20 protein-coding genes and 2 riboswitches are annotated in these 22,816 nt (G+C 35.8%); of the genes, 12 read left to right on the top strand and 8 right to left on the bottom strand.

Features of this window, described 5'->3' with window-relative positions:
* Positions 1-297: 297 nt before the first annotated feature.
* Positions 298-1,296, top strand: a complete 999-nt coding sequence (locus GKP30_RS16150; protein ID WP_216830493.1) for a permease — start codon at positions 298-300, stop codon at positions 1,294-1,296.
* A gap of 15 nt (positions 1,297-1,311) precedes the next feature.
* Positions 1,312-2,187, top strand: a complete 876-nt coding sequence (locus GKP30_RS16145; protein WP_216830492.1) for a TIGR03943 family putative permease subunit — start codon at positions 1,312-1,314, stop codon at positions 2,185-2,187.
* A 139-nt stretch (positions 2,188-2,326) separates the two neighbouring features.
* Here GKP30_RS16145 and GKP30_RS16140 read toward each other — a convergent pair whose 3' ends face one another.
* Together GKP30_RS16140 and GKP30_RS16135 are read right to left on the bottom strand one after the other, a co-directional pair.
* Positions 2,327-3,463: a S1C family serine protease gene (locus GKP30_RS16140; protein ID WP_216830491.1), complete on the bottom strand. Its 1,137-nt coding sequence runs from the start codon at positions 3,461-3,463 to the stop codon at positions 2,327-2,329.
* A 15-nt stretch (positions 3,464-3,478) separates the two neighbouring features.
* Positions 3,479-4,681, bottom strand: a complete 1,203-nt coding sequence (locus GKP30_RS16135; protein WP_216830490.1) for a zinc-ribbon domain-containing protein — start codon at positions 4,679-4,681, stop codon at positions 3,479-3,481.
* 412 nt (positions 4,682-5,093) lie between these two features.
* Here GKP30_RS16135 and GKP30_RS16130 point away from each other — a divergent pair, with 412 nt between their 5' ends.
* The 6 genes from GKP30_RS16130 to GKP30_RS16105 all read left to right on the top strand — a co-directional run bounded on the left by GKP30_RS16130 (position 5,094) and on the right by GKP30_RS16105 (position 12,465).
* Positions 5,094-5,315, top strand: a complete 222-nt coding sequence (locus GKP30_RS16130; RefSeq protein ID WP_216830489.1) for a YdbC family protein — start codon at positions 5,094-5,096, stop codon at positions 5,313-5,315.
* A 209-nt stretch (positions 5,316-5,524) separates the two neighbouring features.
* Positions 5,525-6,904, top strand: a complete 1,380-nt coding sequence (locus GKP30_RS16125; protein WP_216830488.1) for an MFS transporter — start codon at positions 5,525-5,527, stop codon at positions 6,902-6,904.
* A 52-nt stretch (positions 6,905-6,956) separates the two neighbouring features.
* Positions 6,957-7,056, top strand: a riboswitch (purine riboswitch).
* A gap of 67 nt (positions 7,057-7,123) precedes the next feature.
* Positions 7,124-8,413: an NCS2 family permease gene (locus GKP30_RS16120; protein WP_216830487.1), complete on the top strand. Its 1,290-nt coding sequence runs from the start codon at positions 7,124-7,126 to the stop codon at positions 8,411-8,413.
* Between the two features lie 195 nt (positions 8,414-8,608).
* Complete coding sequence (locus GKP30_RS16115; RefSeq protein WP_216830486.1) at positions 8,609-10,144, top strand: phytoene desaturase family protein; 1,536 nt, start codon at positions 8,609-8,611, stop codon at positions 10,142-10,144.
* Positions 10,141-11,592 carry a phytoene desaturase family protein gene (locus GKP30_RS16110; RefSeq protein WP_216830485.1) on the top strand — a complete coding sequence of 484 codons (1,452 nt, stop codon included), beginning with the start codon at positions 10,141-10,143 and terminating at the stop codon, positions 11,590-11,592. Before GKP30_RS16115 ends, GKP30_RS16110 begins: the two co-directional genes overlap by 4 nt.
* An 18-nt stretch (positions 11,593-11,610) precedes the next feature.
* A complete protein-coding gene (locus GKP30_RS16105) occupies positions 11,611-12,465 on the top strand; it encodes a phytoene/squalene synthase family protein (protein ID WP_216830484.1) in 855 nt (284 codons plus the stop codon).
* A 43-nt stretch (positions 12,466-12,508) separates the two neighbouring features.
* Here the strand turns inward: GKP30_RS16105 and GKP30_RS16100 are convergent, their stop codons facing one another.
* From GKP30_RS16100 to GKP30_RS16075, 6 genes are all read right to left on the bottom strand, one after another.
* Complete coding sequence (locus GKP30_RS16100; protein ID WP_216830483.1) at positions 12,509-13,981, bottom strand: phytoene desaturase family protein; 1,473 nt, start codon at positions 13,979-13,981, stop codon at positions 12,509-12,511.
* Entirely contained in the window at positions 13,978-15,084 is a 1,107-nt protein-coding gene (locus tag GKP30_RS16095) for a glycosyltransferase (RefSeq protein ID WP_216830482.1), read from the bottom strand. The genes GKP30_RS16100 and GKP30_RS16095 overlap by 4 nt, the downstream gene beginning before the upstream one ends.
* A 6-nt stretch (positions 15,085-15,090) precedes the next feature.
* Positions 15,091-15,807 carry a lysophospholipid acyltransferase family protein gene (locus GKP30_RS16090; RefSeq protein WP_216830481.1) on the bottom strand — a complete coding sequence of 239 codons (717 nt, stop codon included), beginning with the start codon at positions 15,805-15,807 and terminating at the stop codon, positions 15,091-15,093.
* Positions 15,800-16,588, bottom strand: coding sequence for a carotenoid biosynthesis protein (locus GKP30_RS16085; RefSeq protein ID WP_216830480.1), 789 nt, complete (start codon positions 16,586-16,588; stop codon positions 15,800-15,802). Before GKP30_RS16085 ends, GKP30_RS16090 begins: the two co-directional genes overlap by 8 nt.
* Positions 16,589-16,809: 221 nt before the next feature.
* Positions 16,810-18,327, bottom strand: a complete 1,518-nt coding sequence (locus GKP30_RS16080; protein ID WP_216830479.1) for an NCS2 family permease — start codon at positions 18,325-18,327, stop codon at positions 16,810-16,812.
* An 18-nt stretch (positions 18,328-18,345) separates the two neighbouring features.
* Complete coding sequence (locus GKP30_RS16075) at positions 18,346-18,936, bottom strand: xanthine phosphoribosyltransferase (RefSeq protein ID WP_216830478.1); 591 nt, start codon at positions 18,934-18,936, stop codon at positions 18,346-18,348.
* Positions 18,937-19,092: 156 nt separating this feature from the next.
* Positions 19,093-19,195, bottom strand: a riboswitch (purine riboswitch).
* A 284-nt stretch (positions 19,196-19,479) separates the two neighbouring features.
* Here GKP30_RS16075 and GKP30_RS16070 point away from each other — a divergent pair.
* From GKP30_RS16070 to GKP30_RS16055, 4 genes are all read left to right on the top strand, one after another.
* On the top strand, positions 19,480-19,992 hold the full coding sequence (locus GKP30_RS16070; protein WP_216830477.1) for a PTS sugar transporter subunit IIA: 513 nt from the start codon (positions 19,480-19,482) through the stop codon (positions 19,990-19,992).
* Between the two features lie 258 nt (positions 19,993-20,250).
* On the top strand, positions 20,251-20,562 hold the full coding sequence (locus GKP30_RS16065; RefSeq protein ID WP_216830476.1) for a CC/Se motif family (seleno)protein: 312 nt from the start codon (positions 20,251-20,253) through the stop codon (positions 20,560-20,562).
* Between the two features lie 11 nt (positions 20,563-20,573).
* Positions 20,574-21,083: a hypothetical protein gene (locus GKP30_RS16060; RefSeq protein ID WP_216830475.1), complete on the top strand. Its 510-nt coding sequence runs from the start codon at positions 20,574-20,576 to the stop codon at positions 21,081-21,083.
* A gap of 15 nt (positions 21,084-21,098) precedes the next feature.
* Entirely contained in the window at positions 21,099-22,700 is a 1,602-nt protein-coding gene (locus tag GKP30_RS16055; protein WP_216830474.1) for a carbon starvation CstA family protein, read from the top strand.
* The last annotated feature ends 116 nt before the right edge of the window (positions 22,701-22,816 follow it).

The following is a 22,816-nucleotide window of genomic DNA, read 5'->3' as shown; positions in this document are numbered from 1 at the left end:
AAATAAAGAGTGGCACTCACCCTCATTAGGGTGAATGCCACTCTATTTTTTATTTACTGGGTTTTGTCCCAGCCTCTACTTTTTTTCTAATTTGTTAAGGTTGTTCTCCCCGTATCCAGTTCCTTCTCACATTTAGAGAAAATTCTCTTGAACACAGACCATACCCAATAGTGTTAGTAGTTATCTAATGAATATGTACAATAGATAATGTCTAAATCAGAACTATTCTTTTTTAAAGGAATGTTCTAGTCTTGTCCGCATATACCTCTAATAATGAATTAATTTGGAGGATACGTTATGCAAAAAGGTACGAACCCCTATTTGGTTGAGATAACGGGTTTTATTTTGATCGGCCTAGTATCTCTTTTTATCTTTTATAGCCCTACTTTGGCTGAACAAGGACAAGGTTTGCCCGCATCTTTACTGATATTTAATACCATATTTTTATCTATATTAATAGAAGCGATACCCTTCGTTTTAATTGGTGTATTCATTGCTGGAATAATCCAAGTCTTTATAACAGAGGAACATATTCGCAGGTGGATACCGAAAAACCGATTTCTTGCGGTAGTAGCAAGTTGTTTTATTGGTGCTCTTTTTCCAGCGTGTGAATGTGGGATAGTTCCAATCGTACGTCGTTTAGTTGCAAAGGGTGTCCCAATATTTGCTGGGGTTGGTTTTCTTTTAACAGGACCATTAATTAACCCCATAGTTGTAGGTTCAACGTATATGGCCTTTGGGAACGACTTGCGAATTGCTTTATTACGAATGGGCTTGGGCCTAGTGATTGCACTTATCATCTGCGCGGTGATTAGTGTGCTTTACAAAGGGAGTCAATTTAGAAGGTCCCACGTTCCTATACAAATTGAAAATAGTCAGAAGCCACCTTTGTTCGAACGGTTAAAATCGATGTGTCACCATTCAGTCGATGAGTTTTTTGAGATGGGGAAATATTTAATGATTGGTGCACTGTTAGCAGCTTTTATCCAAACATATGTCTCTTCAGCTTCACTATTAGGTCTAGGTGAAGGTATTCTCATGTCTACGATCGTCATGATGGGCCTTGCTTTTTTATTATCCTTATGTTCTGAAGCTGATGCTTTTATCGCTGCTTCCTTTCGCCATCTATTCCCGCAAACTTCTTTATTAGGGTTTCTCATCTATGGGCCGATGCTTGATTTGAAAAACTCTTTGATGCTACTAGCGGTATTTCGCTTTCGCTTTGTTATCGTATTAATGCTACTCATTACAGTAACAGTGTTAGGCGTATTAATGCTTGCTCATCCATTTTTATAAAGGGCGGTATGACTTATGTATTTTTATATTCACCAAGCTATAAGAGCACTTATTTTGTTAGGTTTTGCAGGCTTTCTATTTAAGCTCCATTATTTTGAGGAAATTGCTCATTATATTAATCCTAAGTATATTGCGTTTAGCCAAGTAGCATCAATTTTGTTTTTGTTTCTCTTCTTTATTCAAGTCCCACGCATTTGGAGTAATAAAAAAGGGGAAGACCTGCATGAAAACTGTGGACCATGGGGCTGTAATCATGATGATGGATTTTCAAATCGAGTAACAGTTCGCAGTGGAATGATTTATGGTATTATTTTCTTGCCTGTAGTTACAGGCATTTTGCTACCCGCCAATGCTTTAGATGCTTCAATTGCGGTAAATCGTGGTGCGCTTATGCAACAGCAGTCTTTGAGTGATGAAACACATCACGATGATCACGAAGGACATTTTCATCTTCATTCAGATCATGTTTCCGAAGAAATATGTTTACCTATTGAAAAGGCCGAAGCAGAGCTATTAGAGAGCGGAAATAGGAATGAAGTAATTGTCATGGAAAGAACAGATTTTGCTAAAAAATACTTTGCGATTACTGAAAATGTTGAAATGGTTGTAGGTAGGGAAATTATCGTAGAGGGGTTTGGTTTAAAAGAAGAAAGTTTATCCCCTAATCAGTTGTTTATTGGCCGTTTTTTAATTACGCACTGTGTTGCAGATGCGACTGTAGTTGGATTTTTAGCCGAAACTGAAAAAGAAATACGTTTCCCTGAAGGAAGTTGGGTAGCAATAAGGGGAATTCTAGATATGAGTAGACATGGGCATGAAGTTGTTCCGATCATTCGCGTGAAACAGTTAGATATTATTGAAAAACCAATGGAACCTTATATTTATCCATAAAGAAAGGAGTGTCAATGACACTCCAAGATTGTTGAGGAACTCCACTTTTCAAAAAGGTGGGGTTTTTCGTTTAAACAATTCATTTTATTTATAGTCTAGTTTTTGTTTTGTAAAAGAAGAAGTTCTTTTTTCAGACCAGCTATTCTATTTTTTCGCCAGTACCACTAATCAGCTTTAAATTATCATTCTCATAGCCAACATCATAGTTTACTTTATATTTCTCAGTTGTTGTTACTCCTTCACTCTTGCGTTCTTCTGCGCTAATAATTGCAACAACAGTTATTTCTTCTTCCTTTGTAATGGTATAAATATCATCAATAATGACGGAACGAGTATTTAAGTATCCTTCTCTAAATTGCTCATAGCTCGTGTTTAATTGCCATGAATGACCTAGTAATGAATAAGCTGTTACATAATCTTGTTGATCTATACTATCATAGAAGTAATGCACAAGATATGTTGCTAAATTTTCTATTGATGAAGCCGTTTGATCTTCATTAACGGTATAGTCCATTGTAGGTAAGGTTGTCATAGGTGTTTCAGACCAACTTGTGACAAGTGAGAGAACATCGATAATGGGAATGCTAAACCCCATCGTTCCAACCTCTGTTGCTGCAGAATTAATACCGATCACTTCTCCGCTTCTAATCAAAATAAGTGGCCCTCCACTATTACCTGGTGCAATAGGTGCAGAAAATTGATACGCATTATCATAATGATAGTTGTTTATTTCAAAGCTGCGATCGACACCGCTTATTATTCCAGTTGTAACAGTATTTTGGAAGCCTAGAGGACTACCAAGAGCGAGCACTTCATCACCCAATTCCGGTGGAGAAGTACTCGCTAGTCGTAGTGGTTCAATCTCTTCTAAGTCTGAAACACGTACGACAGCGATGTCAGTGTCTGTGCTGATGCCGATTACAGTTCCATTATACTCACTAGTGTCGGTTAGTTTTACTTTTACCTCATCTGCCCCCGCTACAACGTGTGCATTTGTAATAATATCGCCTTGATCGTTGTATATGAAACCTGAACCGACGGAGCCTGTTTTTTCAACTTCAATCATTACAACTGACTTTTGAGTTTCGTGTATAATTTCTTTTACACTTTTCTCATCGTTTTCTATTATTGATAAACTAGTGTCTGCCTCAATAAGTACCGAAGACTCAATATGCAGCTGTGCTGGGACCCAGTCAGATAAAAAGAAAAATGCTGCAACACCAAGCATCCAAATAAAAATGGTTGATAGGATGCTTACTAGCCATTTCTTGTTCATTTGTTAAACCATCCTTTAGTCAATCTGCCATGTAATACTGTCAACAGAAACATTTAACTCTTCGTATACGCCATAATAAGAATGACTAAAACGCCCTGTCTCTCCGGGTGATAATAAATATGGATAAACAGAAGTTACCGATTCGCCAACTAATTCTTCGTCTTCGTTAAAGATAGAGTAGTGGATATCAATAGAATATATAGATGTTGTCCCATTATTAACGACATCTCCAAATAAATACACATCTCCAAACTCATCTAGTTCAATTTCAATCGAAGTAATTTCTACTGCTTCAGTTCTGTTTTTTAAATCTTCTTTTGCTGCAGCAACCATCGCTGCTTCAAGACGGTTTTGTTCGGCTTTTTCAAAAGCTAGCTTTTCATCGTTGACTCTATCAATAAAGGATAATAGCTTTTCATCATTGATTGCATATTGAAGCCCTGTTTCCAAAGCGTAGAGGGCATTGGAAAACTCATGCTTTTGTAAATGCATTTCTGCTTTTTCATATGAGAGTTGTACAATTTTATTTAATATTTGCTGTTTAATTTTATTTGCTTCTTCGTCATTTAATGAAGAAAGGCTCGATAGTTTTTGTGCTAATTCTTCGACTGTTTCGAGTTCATTTAACTCTATTTTTGCTTCAGCTACCGTTAGGGTAATTTCCGTTTTCTCCATCTGTTGTTGTATCGGTTGAAGCAGGGAAAGATAATTAGTCCCCTGCATATGGTCTTTTAAATTCTTAATTTGATAAGATGCCTGAATGACTTTATTCATTTGAATTAATTCATCAATTTCAAGTAATTCCTGTTCATAGTTTTGTGCTAAGAGAACAGCATCAAGATATTCGTAGAGTAGTTCCACGTCTCTTAATTGAAGTGCCTCTGTTATTCTTTTTTCGGCTTTTTCGTATTCACCAGCAGAAATGTTAGATTCAATTTGTTTATTTAAATAGACAATCTGTTCATTAATAGATGTTTCATAGTAGTAATATGAAATTAGTCCGATAGTAATGACAAGAGTACTTAATAATGGAAGTAGCCAAATAGTTAGTATTTTCTTTTTTTTGCTTCGTTGGTTTTTAGGTGGGAGAGTATTTGAGTAAGAACTTTCTTCAGTAGTTGCACTCACTTCGTCAAGGCTATCCATAAATGCTGTCCCACACTTTGGACAATATCTTTCATTGTCTAAACGTTTATTCCCACATGCGTGGCAGAACATGATGTACCCAACCTTCCTAAATAAAAATACACATAGTGACATTATAGTACAAAATATGAGGAATTCTAATAGACCAATAGTATCAACAAAAAATTAATAAAGGTTTAAAACTATTTACAAGTTATCTAGTATATATTATTAATTAGGAGGTGACAAACTAAATTTATATCTAATTAAAACAAAATTATATTAATACTCCCCTTATATTAAAGAAGTTAATCCCCTGATACTTTTCTGTAGTTTTGAACCCTCATGTTTACCAGACTACAATCCTAATTTCACCTTTATCTCAAAAAGAAAATATTTGAATGATTTATGTAAACCTAGTAATATAGATTTGTCAAAAATTGAATGAATAAACTATGTATTGACATACTAGTAGAATGTAAATAACTATTTCGGAGGAAAATTAATGGCAGAAATTAAATATGAAATTGAGCAGAGTATTGGAGTCTTATCTGAAAATGCAAAAGGATGGAAAAAAGAATTAAATTTAGTAAGTTGGAATGGACGAGAAGCAAAGTATGATTTGCGTGACTGGGACTCTAACCATGAAAAGATGGGAAAAGGGTTAACACTATCAAAAGAAGAAATAATTGAATTGAAAGCCATACTTAATCAGCTCGACATTTAAATATAACAAGTCAAGGCTGCGAGTAAATCCATTCGCAACTTTGACTTGTTTTTTATTATATGATTTAACTAAAATTTTAATAAATCATTGACAGGTATTTTGCGTAAAGTAAACAGTGCCTGTTTACTTTTTTGTTGAGAAAAACATTAAAATCTGATAATAATATATATTAATAAAATTAAATGCGTGTTCAAAAAAAGAGGTGTGAAATGGAGCTTGCTGAAAGTAAACTTGATGTTAGGGTAAAGAGTGAGAAGTTACTTTATGTGGGATTATTCATAAATGTATTAATAATCGTTATGAACACAACGATGTTTAATGTTGCTATTCCAGAAATAATTGTACACTTTTCTTTAACTCCATCAACAGCATCATGGATTGTCACTAGTTACTCTGTCGTATTTGCCGTTGGAACAGTTTTGTATAGTAAACTTTCGCAGCTGAAATCAATTTCTAAGTTGTTTACAATAGGTCTTTCTTTATTTGGAGTGGGCTCGATAGCTGGTGTACTGGCGGTAGATTTTACAGTTTTGTTATTTTCAAGAGTGATCCAAGCTTCTGGAGCTTGTTGTGTTGCCGCATTAGGTATTGTAATAATTTCAAGGTATATCCCTGTTGAACGGCGTGGAAGCGGGATGGGGGTTGTATCCGCGGCATCGACATTAGGATTTGGGTTAGGCCCGTTAGTAGGAGGCTTTATTACCCAATATTTAGGTTGGTCTTTTTTATTTGTTATTAGCCTAGTAGCTGTATTAACAGTTCCCATTTACTTATATAACCTACCTAAAGAACAGTCATTAGTCAAACCGATTGATTATTTAGGGCTCGCTTATTTGTTTATTGGAGTTGTTTCTATACTTATTTTTGTTACTACAAGCTATTTCGTTGTCTTAATAGGCAGTGTCTTTTTTATTATCTTTTGGTTTCATATAAAAAAAGTAAAGAACCCGATTATTCCTTCAAAGCTTTTGTCTAATAAAGTATTTATCTCTACTGTACTTATTGGTTTTCTGATTTTCTTTGCAAATTTTTCTCTTTTGTTTTTAAGTCCATTACTTTTAGCAAAGGTGTTCAATAGCTCTAGTGCTATGATTGGGATGATTATATTTCCTGGAGCCATGTTATCTGCTATACTCTCAATTTATATAGGAAGACTAATGGACCAGGTAGGGTCGACCTTTATCATTGGGCTAGGGATTAGCTTTTTACTTGTTTCAACAAGTTTATTTGCATTATTTAGTCATCTTTCTTTTGTAACAGTTATCTTTTTTTACCTTATTTCGAGTATTGGTTTTTCTTCAATTACGATGGGGTTACCTAACTTTTTATCCTTGTATTTAAACAGTGAAGAGTTTGCTTCTAGTATAGGTGTCTTGCAACTTTGTCAATTTATTGGAGGAGCTTTTGGGGTTTCGATTTCGGGAAAAATACTTGATTCACAGTTTATTAACACAATAGAAATACCATTCTGGAATAGTGGAAATCAAGCATTTGGAATTGGTTTTTTACTTTTATGCATACTATCAATAGTCGCGTTAATTATTTTTAATTTTTTAAAGACATCAACACAAATAAACACGAACAATTAATGGTTGACACGGGGATATTGTTTGTATTATTATTCTCTAGGTGATGAAATGTAGAAACTATTAATAAATTGTTCGTATATCCTCAATGATATGGTTTGAGGGTCTCTAGAAGGAACCGTAAAGTCCTAACTACGAGCGGGAGTGTGAAATACTACCCGTTTATAGTTAGGGTTTTTTTTCGTCATTTCTAATCGTTATTGAATAATGGGGGTTTAAAGTATGGAAAAGTTTTTTAGTTTAAAAGAACGTGGGACAACAGTTAAAACAGAACTTATTGCTGGTATTACAACGTTTTTGACAATGGTTTATATCATCGTAGTAAACCCTGCAATTTTATCTGCTGCAGGCGTTCCATTTGATCAAGTATTTATGGCAACGATTATCGCTGCTGTCGTTGGGACATTATATATGGGGATTTTTGCAAAGTATCCAATAGCCATCGCACCTGGAATGGGGATGAATGCATATTTTGCTAGTGTTGTTGCAACACATGGTGTTTCCTATCAAGTCGTATTTGGAACCGTGTTTTTAGCGGGTATCTTATTTGTTTTATTAACTTTTTCTTCATTAAGAGAAGTGTTAATTCGAGCTATTCCAAACTCGCTTAAATATGGAATTACTTCAGGTATTGGTTTATTCATCGCATTTATTGGTTTGAAAATGGCTGGAATTGTTGTAGCCAGTCCAGATACAATGGTTACGTTCGGCGACTTGCATCAGCCAATTACGCTTCTTGCTATATTTGGTCTTTTTTTAACATTAATTCTAATGGCAAAAAAGGTTAATGGTGCCCTTTTTATTGGGATGTTAATTACGGCTATTATTGGATTATTTACTGGAATGCTTAAATTTGATGGAGTAGTATCGATGCCACCTGCACCCGTATTTTTTGATTTAGATATCGCTGGCGTATTTACACATGGCTTGTATACCGTTGTATTTGCCTTTTTGCTAGTGACTATCTTTGATACAACGGGAACGATGCTAGGGGTAGCTGACCAAGCTGGTTTAATGAAGGATGGTAAATTCCCAAGAGCTAAATCCGCTTTAATGGCAGATGCACTTTCAACAACAGTTGGTTCTACTTTTGGGACAAGTCCATCTAGTGCGTATATTGAGTCGTCATCAGGAGTAGCAGCAGGTGGGAGAACAGGCTTGACTTCAGTAGTAGTAGCTGTTCTATTCATACTCGCTATGTTCTTTTCTCCAGCTATCGCAGCAATTTCGTCTTTACCCGCGATTACAGCTCCTGTTTTAATTATTGTTGGTTGCTTTATGATGGAAGGATTAGCTCGTATCGATTGGAAGACATTTGATGAAGCATTCCCTGCTTTCGCAATTATTTTAACGATGCCACTTACATCGAGTATTGCAACAGGAATTGCTATTGGATTTATTACGTATCCATTAATGAAATTAGTTAGTGGAAAGGGAAAAGAAGTTCATCCAATTTTATATGTGTTTGGTGTAATTTTCGTTATTCAAATGATCTTCTTCCCAGCACATTAAAAGAAATGTAAAAGAGGCGTCTTATGAGAAGACGTCTCTTTTTTGTACATATAAAAACAAATTTAAATTCAGTAAAAAAACTTTTTGTAAGGATTAGTTTTTTTTGCGTTTAAGTTTGAACAATTGTTGTTTATGTCATATACTATTTGTATAACTATTGTATAACTTTTGTGTGATTATTAGTGGAGGTGTAAAATGGCTCGTAAGCATATTGTTGTTGTTGGTGCAGGACCAGGCGGGTTGGCAGCTGCGATGCTTCTCGTTAGTCAAGGGTATAGAGTGACAGTGTTTGAAAAGCAGCCTTATGTAGGAGGAAGAACATCTTCATTTCAATTAGATGACTATACATTTGATTTAGGACCGACCTTTTTAAGTATGCCTCACATTTTAGAGGAGCTCTTTGAAGCGGCAGGTAAAAAACTTAAAGACTATTTATCATTAGAGGAAATAGATCCTATGTATGAGCTAAGGTTTTCCGACATTATCTTCTCGCCCTCGAGAAACAGTCATGAAACAAGAAAAAAAATAGAAGAAATTTTTCCAGGTAACGGAGAGGGCTATGAGCGGTTTATGAAACAATCAGATAAGAAACTAAATGCACTTATGCCAATGCTTCAAAATCGCCATAGTTCGTTATTTGATTATTTCCGTCTAAGAACGCTTCGCGCTTTACCACAACTTTCTTTAGGACGATCATTATACGATGTACTTGGTGACTATTTTACAGATGAAAAACTAAAGCTAGCCTTTACATTTCAGTCTAAATACTTAGGAATGTCACCATGGGACTGCCCTGGAGCTTTTAGTATTTTATCGTATATGGAACATAAATATGGTGTTTTCCATCCAATAGGTGGACTGAATCAAATTCCAAAAGCAATGACTAAAGTTATTCATGAATATGGTGGAGAAGTAGTAACAGGAGTGGGTATCAAAAAACTTATATATAAAGACAAGGCAATTACTGGTGTTGAATTAGAGGATGGAGACAAAATACATTGTGATGAAGTGATTATTAATGCCGATTTTGCTCATGCAATGAACCATCTAGTAGACGATGAATTGTTGAAATCCTACTCAAAACAACAATTAAAGAAAAAAGATTATTCATGTTCCACTTTTATGATGTATTTAGGAGTGAATAAAGAGTTTCAATTACCGCATCATACTATTGTATTCTCTGATGATTACAAAAAGAATGTAGAAGAAATTACTAAAACAAAGGTAATCTCAGATCATCCGTCAATATACATTCAAAATGCGTGTGTTACAGACCCGACACTTGCACCAGGAGGGAAGTCAGCACTCTATATTCTAGCGCCAGTTCCAAACAATACTAGTTTAATTGATTGGGAGAGCCAAAAAAGTGAGTTTCGTCAACTTGTCCTTGAACAAATTGAAACACGTACTGAATTCAAAGATCTACAGGCTAACATAAAAGAAGAGAGAATGATTACGCCCTTTAATTGGGAGAAAGATATATTTGTATATGAAGGAGCAACGTTTAATTTATCGCATCGCTTAAGACAAATGATGTATTTCCGTCCGCATAATAAATTCCAAGAGTTAAAAAATTGCTGGCTAGTAGGTGGTGGAACTCATCCAGGAAGTGGCTTACCTACCATTTTTGAGTCAGCAAGAATTACTGCAAATAGTATATTACAAGAAAATAAGATCGTTCCTGTAAATCCAATTTTTGAACAAAGTAAAAGAATGAGGGGTGCCCAATGAAAACTGCAATAATTGGGGGCGGTGTTGGCGGGATGATAACAGCTCTTTATTTAAGTAAAGCTGGCCATGACGTTACGATCTACGAGAAGAAAGAAAAGCTTGGAGGCCGGTTAGCGTTTATTGAACACGAAGGCTATAAAATAGATAAAGGGCCAACAATCGTTCTCTTACCAGAGATGATTTTTCAAGTATTAGATGAAGTAGGGATTTCCCGAGATGAATTAGAGATGGTACGATGTGATCCTTTGTATAAAATTTCATATCCAGATGGATTTGAATTTTATAAATGGAGCGATGTAGAGAAACAACTTGCTGAAATTCACGAGCACTTCCCTGGTGAAGAAGGGAACTTTCAAAGGTATCTTGCAGATATGGAAGAAAGGTTTCACCAAGGAAAAAGAGCGTTTTTAGATAGACCTTTCATCAATAAACGAGACTTTTGGACATTAAATAATATGTCGATACTTTGGAAGTTAAAAGCTTATCAATCCGTTCGAAAACAGGCAAAAAGCTATTATAATCATACGAAGTTACAGGATGCATTCTCCTTTCAGACGCTTTATGTTGGCGGTGCACCATTTCAATCCCCAGCTCTTTATTCGTTAATTCCTTTTAGTGAACATTTTCATGGAGTATGGTATGTAAAGGGTGGTTATGCAAGCATTGTTTCCTTGTTGGAAAAGAAGTTAAAGCAAAATGGAGTTAAAATTTTCACCAATCATCATGTTCAATCATTAAATATTGATAATGGATATTGTCGGAGTATAAGTGTTAATGGAGAAGGTCTACCGTTTGATTCGGTAGTCATGAATGGTGACTATCCGATGATGGAGCAGCTCCTTCCATCTCGTAAGAAAAAACAGTCTTATACCTCTTCTTCATCTTGTCTATTAATCTATTTAGGACTAGATCGTGTCTATGACAAAAATACCGTTCATCAATACTTTATGACAGATAACTTTGAAGAACACATGAATGATGTATTTAATCATAAACGTTTACCAGAAAAACCTTCCATTTATACGTTCCACCCTTCTGTAATTGATCCAACGTTAGCACCTGAAGGAAAAGGTGTTCTATATATCCTTGTCCCTGTCCCAGCAAATGAAGACATCGATTGGAATAACATCGACGATTATGTTGCGAAGATCATTACTGTGGTTGAAGATAGAGGGTTTGAAAATCTAAGAAAAGCGATTGTTTGGAAAAAGGTACGGACACCAAAAGATGCACTTATAGATGGGTTATATCAAGGGGGAAGCTTTGGAATTGCTCCAACTCTTAAGCAATCTGGAGTATTCCGCCCACAAGTAAAAGTCGCCCCATATGAAAATGTGTTTGCGGTTGGTGCAAGTGTTCACCCTGGTGGAGGTATTCCCATCGTGATGCAAGGTGCAAAATTACTAGCTGAACACTTATTGCATGAAGAACTTATTCGTTCTTCATGACTGAGAGGAGGAACAATAATGAAGCAAATAGAAAAAGCCTATGAGTCTTGTAGATTAGTCATAGAAAAACACTCAAATTCGTTTGCCAAAGCTTTTAATGTACTTCCGAGTGAAAAACGAAAGGCAGTATGGGCAGTGTATGCATTTTGTCGTCGAGTCGATGATATCGTTGATAACGGTGGTACGTTAGAGGAGCTTCATGCTTTTAAGACGGAGTTTAAGTTGTTCTTAAAAGGTAGCTTTTCAGTATACGATGATATGTGGATTGCTCTAAATGATGTATTCCAACGCTATTCGATGGACACGGAGCCTTTTTTTGATATGATCCGTGGACAAGAAATGGATTTCGAAATTCATGACTATCAATCACTTGAGCAATTAGAGCAGTATTCGTATCATGTCGCAAGTTCAGTAGGGTTAATGTTATTACCGATCTTAGCTCCTAATAATGAACTACATTTAAAAAATGGAGCAATATCGTTAGGGCTTGCGATGCAGTTGACAAACATTTTAAGAGATGTTGGTGAAGATCTAGAGCGTGGTAGAGTTTATATACCAGCTGATTTAATGGAGAAACATGACTACACAAGAGAAGAACTAATAAAAAGTACGATTAACGATAATTTTATTCATTTATGGGAAGACATTGCGCACAGGGCAGAACAACTGTATGATTTAGCTTTGCAAACAATAGACGACTATCCTATGGATGCACGGTTTCCAGTAAAAGCTGCGTTATACTTTTACCGTCACATCCTACATTCAGTTAGAAAAAATAAGTATAATTGTTTTACAATGAGAGCTTATGTTATAGATGTAGAGAAAAAACGCTTACTAAAGCAAATAATGACAACACAAGAAGCATTAGCATAAGTAACACCCCGTCAAGTAAGAAATTGACGGGGTGTTACTTTATTTATCGCGAATTAATGATTAAGTTCGCAACATTTTGACCACTTATGACGACCATAGGTGAACCTCCACCAGGATGAGTGGAGCCCCCAACAAAATAAAGATTAGCAATATCTCTTGATCGATTAGGTGTTCTAAAAAAAGCGTCCATTTTTCGATTGGATGCTCTCCCGTATAACGCCCCGCGAAAAGCATTGTATCCTTGTTTTATTGATTGCGGAGTAATGAGCTGTTCATATTCAATGTGAGGGCGAATATTTAATCCAGCTCGAGATAACTTTTTATATATTACTTCTTTGTAGTGTTCGTAATCTTCATTTGTCCCATCGTCTCTTGATAAAGGAGGTGCATTGACAAGAATAAATAAGTTATCGCCATATGGTGACATTGATAAATCAGTATATGAAGAGTTACATATATAAATAGAAGGGTCTTTTGGTAATTGCCGCTTAACCGAGAGCTCATTAAATTCTTCTTTGTAATTCTGACTAAAATACACTTGATGATGGATGAGGTCTTTCATACGAGTGTTAAGTCCGACCAGAAGAACATAGGCTGAAATAGATGGCTCAACTTTTTTTATCTTTTCATTTGAAAAACGTGGACGGTGGCTTTCATCAATAAGCTCAGGAATTGATGCTAATAAATCTCCATTTAATATGACCTCATCAGCTTCGATGGTCTCCCCGTTTGTTAACTTAATAGATGTCGCTACTTGGTTTTTTATATTAATTTTTGAAACTTCTTGATTAAGATGAATATGAACCCCTAGTTCTTTTGCTCGTTTTGCAAGTCCTTCCGCAATGCTAGCATTTCCTCCAGTCGTATAGTACACACCTTCTATTAGTTCTAAATGAGCAATCATTGCAAAAGTAGCGGGTGTTAAGTAAGGTGACGAACCGATGTAAGTTGCGTAACGATTAAAAGATTGGCGTACCCTCTGATCCTTAAAATATCGACGGTGAAAGTGATCTAAATTTTCAAAAGGTCGTACACTAAGGAACGCTTTGCTTAAACTTGGTGACAAATATTCAGTTAAAGAAGAAAAAGTTCTAGGTAAAAAATGAGATTGTGAGAGTTCGTATAAACGGGTCACTTCTTTTAGGTACATTTGATAATGGGTAGCTCCAAATACATCGATTTCGTTTAGTTGTGAAATCATGAAGTCTACATCTGTTGAGAAAGAGAACGTTGACCCATCTGAAAAATGATTGTTCGTGTGTATATCAAGCTTTTGAAATTGAAAGTAGTCTTCTGACTTCTGGCCAGTTTGTTCAATGATGCCCCTGAATACGCAAGGCATTGTAATCGTATTGGGACCAAAATCAAATATGTAACCATTAGATTGAATACGTTTAAGTTTCCCACCAACATGTGTATTTTTCTCAAAGAGAGTGACTCCGTATCCATTGAAAGCTAGAAGGGTTGCTGCTGCTAGTCCCCCCAACCCACCACCTATAATGACAACTTTTTTCATGTATAGCTACGTCCTTTCCAGCGATAGCCCTTTTTTTGAACACTTAAAATAGCGGAGTAGATTAAAAGAATAATTATCACCATAGCAGAGACGGGCATCCAAAGAAACTGCAAGTTTCGTTGTTGGGTTTTCCAATCGACAATCGCCCTGTGAAGAAGCATGATCATGTAGGGGAGCAAATATAATAATTCGTTTGTTATAATACCTAGAATTGCGAAGATAAAAGGCATGACAAAAAATATACTATAAAAGATGATGATCGTAGAAGCCAGCGGAATAGAACGACCTAGCCCAACGAAAATATTTTTTGAAAAACCATTCCAAACTTCTTTGTTTGTTTCGTACATATAACAAGACACGTCTTCGGTTAGGTTAGCGAGTAATACACGATAGCCCTTTTGTTTTACATGACGTGCTAAATGAACATCTTCGACAATGGAAGCTGCTACAGAACTGTGTCCACCGATCTTATTGTAGACCTCTTTACGAAAACACATAAAGGCCCCATGTGCAGCCGTAAAAGAAGGTATTGTTGTACGATTAGCAATAAATATTGGGAGGTGAAAAAACACAATATAATGTTGCATGGGAACTAGAATTTTACTTAATAGTGTTGAGCTGGGGAATTTAGGAAACCCCGTTAATAAGCCTGCATCATAAACGTCCATAGTTGAAATGGTCTTCTCAATAATAGTAGGACACACTTCAACATCAGCATCAAGAAATAACAAGTATTCTCCTTTGGCATGTTCTCCCAGTTGTTTACAAGCATGTACTTTACCTACCCAGCCGTTGGCTAGAGGGGCACCTTTAATGACTTTAAAGTTTTTATATTCTTTAGTGAGTTCCATGAGTAGCTTATACGTGTTGTCAGTAGACTGATCATCTAAAAATATTACTTCAACTTTTTGATAAGTCATGGATGTTAAACTTTTTACTAATCTTTTAATATTCCGCTCCTCATTTCGCAATGGAATTAGAACTGAAACAAGAGAAATTACGGAGTTGGATAATTGTACATTCTGTTTTAGTTTTGGCATAAACATGGAGTTAATTACTGTCCATATTAAAAAGATGAGATGGATGAGCGCATAATAAACCATATATGTTCACCACTTTCGTTTTTTTAAGGCTTGAAACAATTCATTAACGGTTCGTTTACCCGTTAACAAGACATTATATTGATCTGTTAGATGGTGAATAACGTCGTGTCGTTGTTGATCAAGTTGTTTTGTGACAATCGCTTCTAACATTGTTGTTAATTGCTTTCTTGAACTCGTTTTGCCAGAGAAAACGAGGTTTCTCCCGACATGGATATATAAATAAGGTAATTGTTGACCGCTAAACGTATAGTAATAAGTAATTGGCACAACTTGGATCGTAGGAACTTTTTCAATAAGATAAGCAGCGCCATTTTTAAATGAAAGAGGTCTCTTTTCCAAATGTTCTTCCTGTCCTTGAGGAAACATCCAAACGCCTTTGTTTTGTGATAATAGTTGTTCAGCATAACGTAAGGAGGCAACGATTTCTTTTACACTTTGAAGTTGAATAGAAAATGCACCAAGTCTTTTAAAGAAAGGGTAGGCTACTAAACCTTTATCTTCCATCATTGCATAGCTATCTATGGAGAAAAGAGTCTTTGCTAAGTGAAATGAAATTAGTCCATCCCACCATGAACTATGATTTAACAGAAAAAGCGTTGGTTTTGTCGAGTTAAAGATTGAATCATTACGTAACTTGATTTGTGAAAATGATTTCGATAATAAGTTTTTGTTGTATTGATGGAATAGCGTTTCAAATACTGGGCTTTTTTTAGCTTTAATCATCCCAGCGTGCTCCTCTCGTGAGAAAATAGATAACGAGTAATTTTACCATCAGGATTAATGGTAAAAATGCAGCCATCCAAAGCTTTGCAGTTGAAGCAATAACAACAAACATGATGATGATTTGTGCATAAAGTAAAACCATCCGATATTCCCACGGTTTAATGGATTTTTTATTCCATACACGTTTTAAGTTAAACAAACTATACAAGAAGACATGGAGAACAAAAGAAATAATAAACCAGCCTACAAAATTTGAAAAAGGAACACCGTAATAACCTCCATCCCCCATCCAAATCCAGTACTGCTTCACTTGGTAAGCAACGGGGTCTATAGCTAAATCCATAATGACGGCTGCTAGTGCTCCGAGAATAGGATAGACAACCAGAACGAGCGAGCGGTATGGCAGTGATTTAACAATCCCTTTTGTAATAACATGTGTTGTCGCCATAACCATGAGCCAGGCAAACCCAATGGTAATTGGGACATTCAAAAGGTGAACACCAAAATCTGGCTCGTAATAGTAATCACCAAAGAATAGCCCATATTCAACACCAAGACTTTCTGCAAGAATGGTAAAGAAAAAGATAACGAGAATTGCCGTCCATCCTAAAGGGGCACCATATTGAAGAATAAAGTAGATCCCACCCAGAATGCCTGCAAGAATTAGAAATACTGCGTTTGCCCATTCAAGCCAAGGTGGAAGAACGTCAAGTGATAATAAAATAATTCCGATCACGTACCAAAAAATAAACATCCTATAAGTAAATTCTTGTACCTTCATATTAACCACCTAAAATCTTAAAGTTTGGCGATGATAACAAAGCTGTGACTCAAATACATCCGCATGTTGCACATAGCCTAGAATTTTGTATAATTTATTATATAACTTTTGCATAACTTTTGTACATTAAAAAGTTAGTAGATTAATTAGGAGTTTGTTTGAATTTCCAGTAAGAGCAAAATAAAAAAGAGATAGGTATAAAAACCTATCTCTTAGATCTATTAAGCTACTTTCTTTTCATTCTCTGGTTGGCTTTGAATGGTTGACTTTGAAACTTTGAAATGACAATAAATAAAGAACAAAGCAATTGCGATATAACCTATCGTGAAATCTTGAGCTGCATTAATTGTTATAGATGGAGCATGCATTAATCCAACAAACGAGAATAATGCTGCAACGAAAGCAAAGATCGTTGCTTTAATATAATTTCGATCAATAATGAATACAGTGATAGCCCCTAAGATAATTCCAGTGAACATTGCACCTTGTCCGAGCGGTACAATCCCTTGCGAAAGATTAGCAACGACTTCTCCTGCTGCATTGTTAAAGCGTGTCATAACGTAGTTGGCAAGGTACGGTAACATAGCAACCGCAACTGCTGGATAATACTTTGAAGCATTGGACTGATAAGCTGTTGCTATCATTGAAACACCGACAAATACAAGAATAGGAGCAATAGCTGATACAGGAATAATCGACGAGATTGCAGCAATTAATCCAAACATCGCTGCAAAGAAGAATACGACAGCATTTAAGATGCTATAGCCACGACCAGCACCCATCCACTTTGATCCTACGGTTGCGATATACACTGTTGTTGGAAACGGTCCACCAAAGAGAGCACCAAGCATTGTCCCAGCTCCATCGACAGCTTGACATTCCCTAACATCGTAACTATCTCCTGCAGCACTCATTGCATCTACATTATTCATCGTTTCAATGGCATTATAAATGGTAATTGGTAAAATAACGGCTAAAAGTGCTATAAAAGTAGTAAATAATAATCCGATACCTTCAAATGGTGCTAATGTTGGCAAAATTGGGTAAAAGCCGATATTTGCCAATCCTTCACTGATTTTACTTGTGTCTGAATAGCCTAGTGTAAAGGCTAAAACTGTACCAATAATAATCGCAAATAATGAAGAAGGGATATTAAATGGCATTGAAAGCTTACCAATGATACCGACAAGAATAATAGCTAAAACAACAAGTCCGACAACTGGCATTTGAAATGTTCTAAATAACATTTCACCAGCAATAAATGTTAGTGCTACACCCGCAAGTGCCCCGAGCATTGCAGGGCGAGGAATATTATTACGAATCCAGTTTCCAGAGAAACTTATGATCACTTCAAGTAAACCACTAATAAATGCTGCAGCTAAAGCGATTTTCCAAGCAAGTTCAGGATCACCAGTAATCGCATTAGTTGGTAGTAAAATACCGAAAAGAAAAACGGCCATAACAGGTGTACTAATTCCATAAGATAATGCTGTTACATCTGTTCTTCCCTCTTTTTGAGCTAGTCGATTTGCTAAAAATGCATAGTATAAGTTACCGAAAACAACTGCAACAGCAGCACCAGGAATCACCTTTCCAAAGACGATACTTGCAGGAAAACCTGCTGCAAGTAATGTGATTGTAATAAGTACAAAGTTAGCTAAGTTGTTTTGGAAGAGTGAAAAGAATGCATCTGTATCTTCTTTCTTATACCAAGGATAGTTGACTGATTTTGTAGACATCGTATATTCTCCCTCTGATTATATTAGGACCGTTTCATCAACAAAACGGACTTCATTGTTTTTTAACGATCCAATTCTTGCTAATGACTCCACTTGATAACCTGCGTCTAGAAGCACTTGTCGTCCAGGTTGAAAGGATTTTTCGATGACAATTCCAATACCTGAAACGGTTGCGCCAGCTTGTTCTACAATTTGAGCGAGACCAAGAGCAGCTTGTCCATTTGCAAGGAAATCGTCAATGATTAGAACATGATCATCTTTTTTAATAAAATCTTTTGAAACGGTAATTGTATTTGTTTCTTGTTTAGTAAAAGAGTAAACATCAGCTGTATAGACGTTATCGTTCATCGTTAATGACTTCTTTTTTCTTGCGAATACAAGTTCAACACCAAGCTCTAATGCAGTAGTAAATGCTGGGGCGATACCAGAGGACTCGATTGTCAACACTTTTGTAACTGGTGACTTACTTTTAAACCGTTTAACAAATTCTTTACCCATTTCCAAAGAGAGAACTGGATTAATTTGATGGTTTAAAAATGAGTCTACCTTTAACACTCCATCAGATAAAACGATCCCTTTACTTAAGATTTCTTCTTTAAGTAATTTCATTTTTAAAAATCCTCCTTATAACATGACGACTGCAAATACATAAAAAACCCGAACATCAGTCCACTTTATTCGAGTGAATACTGACATTCGGGTTTAACCGTAACTACGCGTATATTCATTATAACGGTATAAAAGTTACGATAGAATGTTACGCTTAGATGTCATATGTTCACTCGTAGTCGAATTGTTAACGGCAATTCGGTAGAGACTTTTGGGCCATATTCCCAACAATTATACGAGTTTATTTTTTTGATCTGTTGATGAAGTGATTATAGCACAATCATTTTTTTAATGTAAGGCAATTTGATAAATTTAACGAACTTTTTTTTGCTTTTTTTCATTTTCATTCGTGTTTTGGTTAATTGTTGCAAAGTAAGCCTAATAATTGTTTGGAAATTATGAATATTCAATATATGTTTCATTGTTTTTATTTCTACAGATTAGGGAACATTACAAAATATTAGAACTAGAGTAGTAAAGCTTTGACAAAATAAGTATTTACTATTACTCTTTAGTTGTATATACAAGTAGAGGTGATTGGATATGTTAAAAAAACTATTTGGACTAGATAAGAAAAAGGAAGTACCGAGTGAAGAAGTGCTGCATTCGCCAATGAATGGTACATATGTAAAAGTTGAAGATGTACCTGATCCGACATTTGCGCAAAAGATGATCGGTGACGGTTTTGCAGTTGAACCTAGTAATGGAGAAGTTGTTTCACCAGTAGAAGGTGAAATCATACAAGTGTTTCCTACAAAGCATGCCATTGGTATACGTTCATTAAGTGGTGCAGAGGTACTCATTCATATTGGAATAGAGACAGTTAATATGAAAGGTGAAGGCTTTGAGGTTTTTGTTAAAGAGGGAGATAAAGTACAAGTTGGTACAAAATTAGTTGAGTTTTCTCTTGAGTTAATAAAAGAAAAAGCTGCTAGCACCATTACACCAATTGTTATTACGAATGCCGATCAAGTTAAGTCGATGAATTTGGAACAAGTCACTGAAGTCACTGCAGGTAAAACACCAATCGTAACATTCTCTATGAAGGCAGAATAAAAGTAAAGATGAAAAAGGCTAACTCAATGGATGTACCATTTTATAGAATAGTGGCGCAAAATGCTACGTGAAATTCTATAGGTGTGTATCACATTTAAGGAGTTAGTCCTTTTTTGTTTGTATATAATTGTTAGATTATTCTGTTAGTTATGACTAAAAATTAAACATGGAGGGTTCTTTTATATTCCCCAATATTGTTTTAGAAAACTTTAATAATTATGACTTGCTCATAATAAGTATAAGAATAATAAGGGAGGGATGATGATTGGAAATACAAACTTAACCTTTCATTTTAGTGAGAAAGCATTAGATTGGGTAAAAAGAGAAGGGAAGGTTGTCACTGTTGGCCTCTTTGAAAGCGCTACCAAATGTTGTGTAGGTAGTGTACAAGAATTACAGGTACATTTAAAGAAACCATCGAATTCAGGACGTTTTTCAATGTATCAATATGATGAAATCGTTATATTTGTAGAAAAAAGCTTAACGTTTAAAAACAATGAAGTCCAATTTCAATTGTCAAAAATTCCATTCTTTAAAGGAATTACAGCTACAGGATTAAAACGATTTTAGGTGGTGAGCTCTTGAGTGTAACGGTTTCCAATAGTTATCTTGATGAAATAGTAGAGAAATATAGTCGTCACTTTAATATCTATAAAGAGAAAAGGCTTGGGAGTATCCCCATTTCGTTTTATGCGGAATACAAAAGACGTGACGAAAAATACTTTATGTCAAAGTCAATTCCAATTTGGGGCGTAGATAATCAGCAGTATGTATTCGTTTGGGAAAAAGATGCTGAAGTCACTAAAGATGATGTCCAGACGTTTGCAAAAGAATTACTTAAAAGTAGTTCATCATATGTTCCATCTCATAATGAACATATGTCTTCTATTCTTCTAGGAGTCATTATAACGAACAAGCCTATAGAAAAAGATGTTGTTAAGGAGGTGAAGAAACTCAAAAAACTTAAATTTTTGAAGTTTGGTATGAATGGCTGGCTTGAGTGTTATGTAGGTCTTGTACATGTACAGAATAAAGAAGTGTATGTAAATAGGAAAGGGAGAGAGTATATGCAGCACTTTAAAGTCAATTAAAGGGGGAAATAAGACATGAATTTACTCACATTGTTATTAATATCTGGTCTTATTCTACTTATTGCTTATTTTACGTATGGTAGATTTCTAGAGAGACAAATGAAGGTTGATCCGAATCGAAAAACACCTGCTAATGAAATGTATGATGGTGTGGATTATGTTCCAGCAAAAAAACCTGTTTTATTAGGACATCACTTCGCAACGATAGCAGGTGGTGGACCGATAGTTGGTCCAATTACTGCTGCCTTCTTTGGTTGGTTACCTGCTGTCCTTTGGATCCTTATAGGTAGTATTTTTATTGGTGGTGTACATGATTATACTTCGTTACAGGCCTCGGTGCGTCACAAGGCTAAATCGATCGGAGAAATTATTCGTGAGTACATTGGTAAACGCGGTCAAGTCCTATTTCTGATCTTCTCCATTGCCACATTAATACTAATTGTGGGTGTATTTATTATACTTGTTGCAAATACATTTGTAGCTGTTCCAGAAGCAGCGACAGCTTCTGTATTATTTATTGGGGTGGCACTTGTGTTTGGTTTTATCATCAATCAAATTCGTTTGAGCCTGCCAATTGCTAGTATTTTAGGTGTAGTTGCCATGTTAATTAGTGTGTGGGTCGGGATTTCGTTTCCATTAGAATTAAGTGCTGTAACATGGTCGTTTATCTTATTGATCTATGCTTATATCGCATCTATTCTCCCTGTTTGGGTATTGTTACAACCCCGTGACTATTTAAATGCTTTCCTATTATATGGAATGATTGCTGGGGCGACACTAGGAATTATTATTGCAGCACCTACGATACAACTCCCAGCTTATACTGGATTTAACCATGAAACGTTAGGATTCTTATTCCCAATCTTATTTATTACAATTGCATGTGGTGCGATTTCAGGGTTTCATTCACTTGTTTCTTCTGGAACGACAGCAAAACAATTAGATAATGAGAAGAATGGTAAGTTTATTGCTTATGGGTCAATGTTGTTAGAAGCCTTTTTAGCTATTATTGCAATTGGTGCAGTTGCATATTTAACACAAGCTGATTTCGCTGCAAGAATGGCAGAACTAGGTGGACCGATTGGTACATTCTCTGCAGGTATTGGTTACTTTATGTCACATTGGGGAATTGACTTAACGGTAGCGACTACATTTACGGCGCTGACAGCTTCAGCATTCTTACTAACAACACTAGATTCAGCTACACGTCTTATGAGATATGCGATTCAGGAGTTAGGGGAAGAACATATTCCTGCAGTGAAAAATAACCATGTTGCCACTCTTGCCGGATTAATTGGGGCAGGTGCACTTGCATTGTCTGGTACATGGGAAAGAGTTTGGCCGCTATTTGGGTCAGCAAACCAAATGCTTGGGGCTTTAGCTTTATTAGCTGTATCTGTATGGTTAATAAAAATTGGTGCTAAAGCATACTATGTTGTTATCCCTATGTTCTTTATGTTCGTTGTTACAGTGTCAGCATTGGGAGTCCTCATGTATAATAACTTCTTATTAAAAAATTGGTTGTTATTTGGTTCAGGTTTAGTATTGTTTATTTTATGTATCTTCTTAGGAATAGAAGGTTGGCGTTCCATTGGTAAACGTACGAAGACTTCATAATGATAGATGATATTCAGGCTCCTTTTCTTGGAAGAGGAGCCTGAATATTGAGATATTACTATACATATGTTTAATCATTTGTGTATACTATTAAGAAAGGAAGTTGTCGAGCGTAC

Origin of the sequence: Alkalihalobacterium elongatum (assembly GCF_019024285.1) — a bacterium.
Taxonomy (GTDB): Bacteria; Bacillota; Bacilli; order Bacillales; family Bacillaceae_F; genus Alkalihalobacterium; species Alkalihalobacterium elongatum.
The sequence above is the reverse complement of the archived record's forward strand: the minus strand, read 5'-3'. Positions and strand labels throughout refer to the sequence as shown.